Genomic DNA, 7,327 nt, shown 5'->3' on the forward strand with positions numbered 1-7,327 from the left:
CTAACCTACCTTTCATTATGGATTTTGAGACATAGAATTATGGTTTTGTTGATTCAATGCCCTTTTTGCATATAGATCTTTTTCAAGTTTCTTTCTTTCTAAAAATGCTTTAAAAAATAGCCAATAATTTTTCTTATTTTGTGCAGAATATGTAATTTTTGGATCTAATACAGCAAACATTACATCTACAAATATCTCAGCAGCTAATCCAATTCCAGTAAAGAATATCGTTGAAAACATAATAATATTAATTTCTCCAGTTGGGAATGAATTAGCAATAACAGTGCTTGTTCCTGGAACATCTCAGTATCTTTCAATAATAATTGAACCAGACAATAGCCCAAGGAATGAGCCAAATAATAAGCTAAATAATGGAATCGAAATATTTCTTAATACATACTTAAAAAATATTTGAGTAGCCTTCAATCCTTTAGTTTTCGCTATTAAAACATAATTAGATGTTAATACAGTAATTACTTGATTTCTTGTATAACTAACATATACAGCCATTGAAGTTAAGGTAATAATTAACACAGGCGGTAGATATGATACAAATAATTTACCGAATGTTGGTTCAAGAGCGTCTCTCGGAACTACGGTTGGAATACCAATTTTTAGTGAAATGGTAATTAATATCGGAGCTAAAACAAATGAAGGAATTGCTACAAATAATAGAACAAATAAATTAGCGCCAGAGTCAAATAATTTTCCCCTTTTATAACCGGCAAAAACACCAATAGTTATACCGCTAATTGAGCTAATAATAAATGCAGGAAGAGTAATTCTAATCGAATATTTTAATGGGGTAAAAAATAATAATTGTATGTTAGTATATTCAGAAGGATTTGGATTATTTTCTTTATTAATAATAAATCCAAAATCACCACGAAAGATATTTCCGATATAGCGGAAATATCTTACGATGATAGGAATGGGCGTACCATCTTCATATCTAAGCCCAAAAGCTATTTCATTGTCATATGTAAGTTGCTCAATTGAGAGCTTATTTTTAGGATTTTGAAATAGTTTTTCAACTATTGCTTTAACCGGACTTTGCCCAAAAGCGCTGACAAGTGTATATACAACAAAAGTTATAATAAACAATGTCAGGAGTGCAAATAATATTCTTTGACGTATATATCTAAACATTGTATAAATTAGTTTTTAATCTTTCAATCTACATATAGATCGACACCAGGATTTGTTGAATCAGGTACGACAAATTTTTTCTCGACTAATGCTCTACCAAATTCGTTCTTTTGTTTAAAAATTGCATATGTGAATCCAATATTAAAGAATGATGTAAATTGTTCCATTAACTCAATCGCTTGTTCATTAGTATGTTTTGCAATATATTGTAATCAAAATGCTGCTGTTCATGCATAAGCATCTGTTCCATGCTTGCCATAATGTGATGTTCAAGGGATTGCTTTATTATTGTTATCCCTTTTTAGAAAATAGTGTTCTTTCCCGTTTTCAGTTCTTTTTTCAAAGGTAACGGAGGTAGTATATGGTAGGTATTGTCCCTTATATTTGTTTTCAACTAAATGAAGATCCGCAAACGGTACTGAACCAATTCACTTATGTGGTCCATCCTCGTTAGCATATTTAACCATATCCTTTGCAAGTTGATAAATTTTTGGATAATTTTCTTTTATTAATTTGTTTTTATCGCCCGAATCATTTGCTGCTATTCAAGTTAATGTCGGAACTAGGTTTGCGCTAAATGAAAGGCCGTCATATCCTGAACCGATTGAGTCGTAGTCATATGATCACGAAACAGTTTCTGATCCATTTGATCCTCTTGATCTAAAATTATCAAATCTAGGATCATCTTTATTATCAGTGTAATATATTGATAATTTTAATTTTGGATGTAATTGTGAAAATGTTTCTTGAATACTTTCAAATGCTGTTTTATATCCCTTAGGTATATTTATAAATGGAAAAGCATATTTAAACTCAATATCTTGGTCTTTATATTTAGGAAATTCTTTATAAAAATTATCAATTAATTTCTTTAGTTCTTCTTTAATTTGTTCAAAACCGGCAGATTCAAGTTTTTGTGATCTCGTTCCATTCTTTTTAAATAACACTTCTTCATTTTCGCTAGGACTTATTTCTTTGCCTATTGTGCCAAAATCAATTTTTCCAGACTTATCTGCCTTTAGAGCAAATAAAGAGTTTATTCTGTCTCTGACATCATTTGGAGTTCTGAATTTTGATGATTGTTGGTCACTACCGCCAATTGGTGAACCATCTGCAACTTTTGCTATTCATGCCGATGACTGAGAACTGGTTGCTTGCGAAGCAAACTCATCTCAATTAATTGCAGCATTTATTAAAGTTCTAAAAATTAATCCACGACCAGATATAAATTCACTTGGATCATTTAAACCTTTTGATAGCTCGTCTCTTGTTGCCCCATAAACTAATTTGGCAAAAGCATCATTGAATTCATAGAAACTATTATTTTGCCCTTGAGGAAGTGCTCTAACAAATGGTTGTGCAACGTTTCTATAAAATGGTCTATTTGTATTTACAACTTGAATGTAACGCAATCCAAATTTATTACCATCTCTCAAAATTTCATCTTGTTGTGCTTTATTTAATTGACTAAATGCAATTTGTGAAACGCTACCTTCTTTGTACTTATTAAAAATTCTGTCTGCAAATGTTTCTGCCGCAACGTTTTGATTATATATAAACACTATTTGTTCAATAGTATCAGGGCTATTCACAAATTTTTGATCATAGTAATTCTTATTTTTCTTAAGAATTAACTCCTGGCCTTTTTGAGGTGATATATAATATGCACCATTGTATAAAGTGTTTTTTAAACTTACCCCATATCAATAGGCCCCAACCTTATATACTATAGAATTTTTATCTAATTTTTTAATCTTATCTTCAAATTTTTTGGTTTCACCATTTTGCAAACCGTTATAGTTATATACTGGCAATTGCTCTGTTTGATTCTTTTCATCAATATATTGGGAAGGAGCTGGTTGAAAGGTATAATCTCTCAATATTAACTTATTAAAGAACTCTGTAAATTCTGGATCATCATGATTAGAAATTTTTTCAAATGTTACAGCATCATCTAGTCCTACTTTTTGTATAAATTCTTTTTCTACAGAAAACTTCTTATGATCAATACCGAAAAGACTGAATAAATAATCATTTGAATACTCCTCTTTATCAGTAAAGGCTGATGAAGAAGCGTCTGATAAAACTTTGGCAGCCTCTTTATCAAGTTCCTCAGAACCACCATTTTTATCTCTGAATGATTGGCTGACAGAAAGTGTTCTTAATCACGAGTAATAAAAATCTTTTGCATTAACTTCATATTTCGTCTTTTTACCCGTTTCGTCAACTCAAAAAACACCTTTTCGAATAATAAATTGAACTTTAGTAGCTGATTTTAATTTATTATCAAAGTTAAAACTGTTGATAGATTTTTGATTATTCGATTTTAATTCTACTGAAGCAGAAGTGTAATATTTAACTCCGTCTTTTTCACCATTAGGCTCTGTCATGATATCAGCATCATCGGAATCAAATGTTGTTATAGAACCATTTTTGTCTGTTATAACAACTGCAGAAGCCATTGCTAATGCCTTTTTTGTTCAAGTTGGAGTTGTGATATATTGAGCAGTTCCAATTATTTTACCACTTTGATCCTTTTTGACTTTGTTAGTTAAAACTGGTTCTCCGATATTTTCAATGCGAACCAAACCAGCTGAAGTTTGTTGTGTCGTTGCGACACTTACATATCCACCATACGATCTTGAAGCATCATATACAAATGCTTGTCCTGTATAAGGTGAGTTATATTCAAACACGTATTTATGAACTTTACCGCTTTGTAAGTTGTTGCTGCAGCTTGCTAAAAGCAGGGGTACTGAAGCACTAAGTAAAGGTAAAGAAGCTAATAATATTTTGTTTGCTTTTTTCATTTTAATCTCCATTTTTTATAATTCCATAAAAGTCACTAAGGTGTTATTGTATTTAAAAAATTATTATCTAGTTATATAAAATGACTTATATAAAATTACAAAATAATTATAAATTATTTTTAATCTTTTGTTAGGTTTTGCTCTTAAAGAGGCGCATTTTCTCTTGTCTTTCAATGTGACTTTTTTAATACATTTTTGATTGATTTTTATTACTTTTTTATTGAAATTATTTAAATCTGGGTTTTATTAAGAAAATGCTAAAAGATACTTTTTTATTAAGAAAATTCTTATGTTTATTGAGTAATTATGTACCTCTAAAATCCATAATCTTAGGACGGTAAATAATGTTGAAATATGAAAAATCTATATTATTCTTTTTAATTTTAATCTTATTAATTATGATATTTAAATGTATAAGTTGCATTACAAATTCCTCCAAGAATAATATTTTTAATTCACGAATTCATAGAATTCATCTTAATAATACCCTTGTTGAAATTAATAATTTCAATAGCAAAAAATGCAGCTATTATAGCTGTGAACATACTAGAAATTTGATAATTTTCATTTATTTTTTTTATGTCCATCATTTTTTCCTAACATTTATTATTTTAACAACATTTAAAATTTTTTTGCAAAAAAATATAATACTTTTTAAATTTATTTATAAAAATCGACTTAGTTTTAGCAGTTTTATTAATATAAAAAATAAAATAAAAAAATAAAGCAATATTAGATATTTTTGATATAATTTTTTTAATTCAACTTGTTATAGCTAATTATTTAGCATAATGAATTGGATTAACATAGTTAATGTCTTATCCGAGCTTTTTTGCTTATTTCACTAAATAATTTAGATCAGGGTCTGCGGAGTCTGATTTTTTAAAATTGTGATAAAATTTTACTATTATGAATTCAAAGACAAAAAATATTATTTTTAACGAACATAAAGACAATATTAAATGAGACATATATTTTATGTCCTTAGCCAAATTAAGTGCATTTAGATCTAAGGACCCAACAACAAAAGTAGGGGCCTGTATTGTAAGCCCAAATAATTATGTCATTTCATTAGGTTACAATGGAATGCCAACTAGTTTTAATAACACCGAGGTTGATAATGACCTAGCCTTTCCATGGAATCGACCAAGTTGTTCTGATGATGTGCTACATTCAAAATATACATATGTTGTTCATGCTGAAGCAAATGCTATAATTAATGCTAATCTAACTAATTCTAAAATTGAACCAGGTTCAGCAATTTATGTTACACATTCGCCATGCTATAACTGTGCAAAATTAATTGTCCAATCAAAAATATCAAGAGTTTATTATGCTAGTGAATATAAACCGGAAGCAGATGATTTTAAAGCTAGCCTAAAAATATTTAGCACCTTTGGTGTTGAATTTATAAAAATAAAAAATGATTTTGATATTGATTTTAAAATAAAGAAATAATTTTTTATTTAATTTAAATTTTTAGGTCTTAAAAATAAATTTAATATCACAAGTTTGATAAATATTTTTAAACTATAAAAATGTTGCAATTTGACTAAGAATTAACAATTTTCTAATAAAAAATTAGAAAAAAATAGTTCTACTTTAGGAATTTCATAAGAAATTGTTTTATTTTTTTCATCTACTTTAAAATCAAAATAATTTCTTATGAAATAAATAAGAAAAATTATCAAGCAGGTCTTGATAATTTTAATTATTTTGTTATAGTTTCTCCACATGATTGAGAGCTCAAAAGAGTTGCTAGATTTATTAAATATCGATGAATATTTTATTAAATCAAACATAAAAAAATCAATTTAAACTTGTTTTAGTTATAAAAACCGCTAAAATTTAAGTTAAAAAAGAATAAAGCCATCATTAAATTAAAAAAAATCCCACTTTTTGGGGAAAAATTAAACAACTAAAAATATAAAAAAAATTGCCTATATTTATGGCAAGCTTTTTTGTTCCCTGAAAACTGAATATCGACTTTTTTTGTTTTAGATAACTTCTATAGAATCACTATTAAACCAATCAATTTATTAGTACTGGTCAGCTGAATATATTGCTATACTTACACCTCCAGCCTATCAACCTCATAGTCTATAAGGAATTTAATAGGGAATACTCATCTCTGAGGGGGCTTCCCGCTTAGATGCTTTCAGCGGTTATCCCTGCCGCACTTGGCTACCCAGCTATGCTTCTGGCGAAACAACTGGCACACCATCGGTGCGTCCACTCCGGTCCTCTCGTACTAAGAGTAGCTCTCATCAATATTCCAACGCCCACATCAGATAGGAACCAAACTGTCTCACGACGTTTTGAACCCAGCTCGCGTACCGCTTTAATGGGCGAACAGCCCAACCCTTGGAACCGACTCCAGCTCCAGGATGCGATGAGCCGACATCGAGGTGCCAAACCTTCCCGTCGATGTGATCTCTTGGGAAAGATAAGCCTGTTATCCCCGGGGTAGCTTTTATCCGTTGAGCGACGGCCTTTCCACGAAGAACCGCCGGATCACTAAGTCCTGCTTTCGCACCTGCTCGACTTGTAGGTCTCACAGTCAATCACACTTCTACCTTTATGCTCTTTGATACGGTTTCTGACCGTATTGAGTGTAACTTTGAACGCCTCCGTTACCCTTTAGGAGGCGACCGCCCCAGTCAAACTACCCACCACACACTGTCCTCTTACCAGATCATGGTAACAAGTTAGAAGTTCAACGTAACAAGGGTGGTATTTCAACGACGACTCCACTTGAACTAGCGTCCAAGCATCACAGTCTCCCACCTATCCTACACAAGTTAAATCAAACTCCAATATGAAGTTATAGTAAAGCTCCACGGGGTCTTTTCGTCTAGATGCGGGTCTCCGGCGTCTTCGCCGGAACCATAATTTCACCGAGTCCAATGTCGAGACAGTTAAGAGATAATTACTCCTTTCGTGCAGGTCAGTATTTAGCCGACAAGGAATTTCGCTACCTTAGGACCGTTATAGTTACGGCCGCCGTTCACCCGGGCTTCACATCAATGCTTCGCTAATGCTAACACCTTTGCTTAACCTTCGGGCACTGGGCAGGAGTCACCCCATATACATCATCTTACGATTTAGCATAGAGCTGTGTTTTTGATAAACAGTTCCCCCTTACTATTCACTGCGGCCCACTTGTTATGGTGGGCATCCCTTCTTGCGAACTTACGGGATGAATTTGCAGAGTTCCTTGACATTGGTTTTCTCGCTCGCCTTAGAATACTCATCTTGGGGACGTGTGTCCGTTCTCGGTACGGGTTTCCATAAACTATATGTTAGAAGCTTTTTTAAGAGGTATGAAATCATCCAATTCGCTACTTAGTTGCCCTTTCACTATGCAT

The 7,327-nt window shown here is 31.6% G+C and carries 4 protein-coding genes and 1 rRNA gene; 1 reads left to right on the plus strand and 4 read right to left on the minus strand.

All coding sequences use genetic code 4. The features are described 5' to 3' along the window. Nucleotides 1-15: 15 nt before the first annotated feature. The 3 genes from ACWXVK_RS02585 to ACWXVK_RS02595 all read right to left on the minus strand — a co-directional run bounded on the left by ACWXVK_RS02585 (nt 16) and on the right by ACWXVK_RS02595 (nt 4,549). A complete protein-coding gene (locus ACWXVK_RS02585) occupies nt 16-1,149 on the minus strand; it encodes an ABC transporter permease subunit (protein WP_438340875.1) in 1,134 nt (377 codons plus the stop codon). Nucleotides 1,150-1,157: 8 nt separating this feature from the next. After that, nucleotides 1,158-3,959, minus strand: coding sequence for an OppA family ABC transporter substrate-binding lipoprotein (locus tag ACWXVK_RS02590; protein WP_456017149.1), 2,802 nt, complete (start codon nt 3,957-3,959; stop codon nt 1,158-1,160). 392 nt (nt 3,960-4,351) lie between these two features. After that, the gene (locus ACWXVK_RS02595; protein ID WP_456017150.1) at nt 4,352-4,549 is read right to left on the minus strand and encodes a hypothetical protein; all 198 of its coding nucleotides are present in this window, start codon (nt 4,547-4,549) and stop codon (nt 4,352-4,354) included. Between the two features lie 319 nt (nt 4,550-4,868). Between ACWXVK_RS02595 and ACWXVK_RS02600 the strand changes: the two genes are divergently transcribed. Continuing rightward, a complete protein-coding gene (locus ACWXVK_RS02600) occupies nt 4,869-5,417 on the plus strand; it encodes a deaminase (RefSeq protein WP_438340878.1) in 549 nt (182 codons plus the stop codon). A gap of 560 nt (nt 5,418-5,977) precedes the next feature. Here the strand turns inward: ACWXVK_RS02600 and ACWXVK_RS02605 are convergent. Continuing rightward, nucleotides 5,978-7,327 (minus strand): 23S ribosomal RNA (locus ACWXVK_RS02605); the annotation flags it as partial.

Source organism: Mycoplasma sp. 3398 (genome assembly GCF_053851555.1).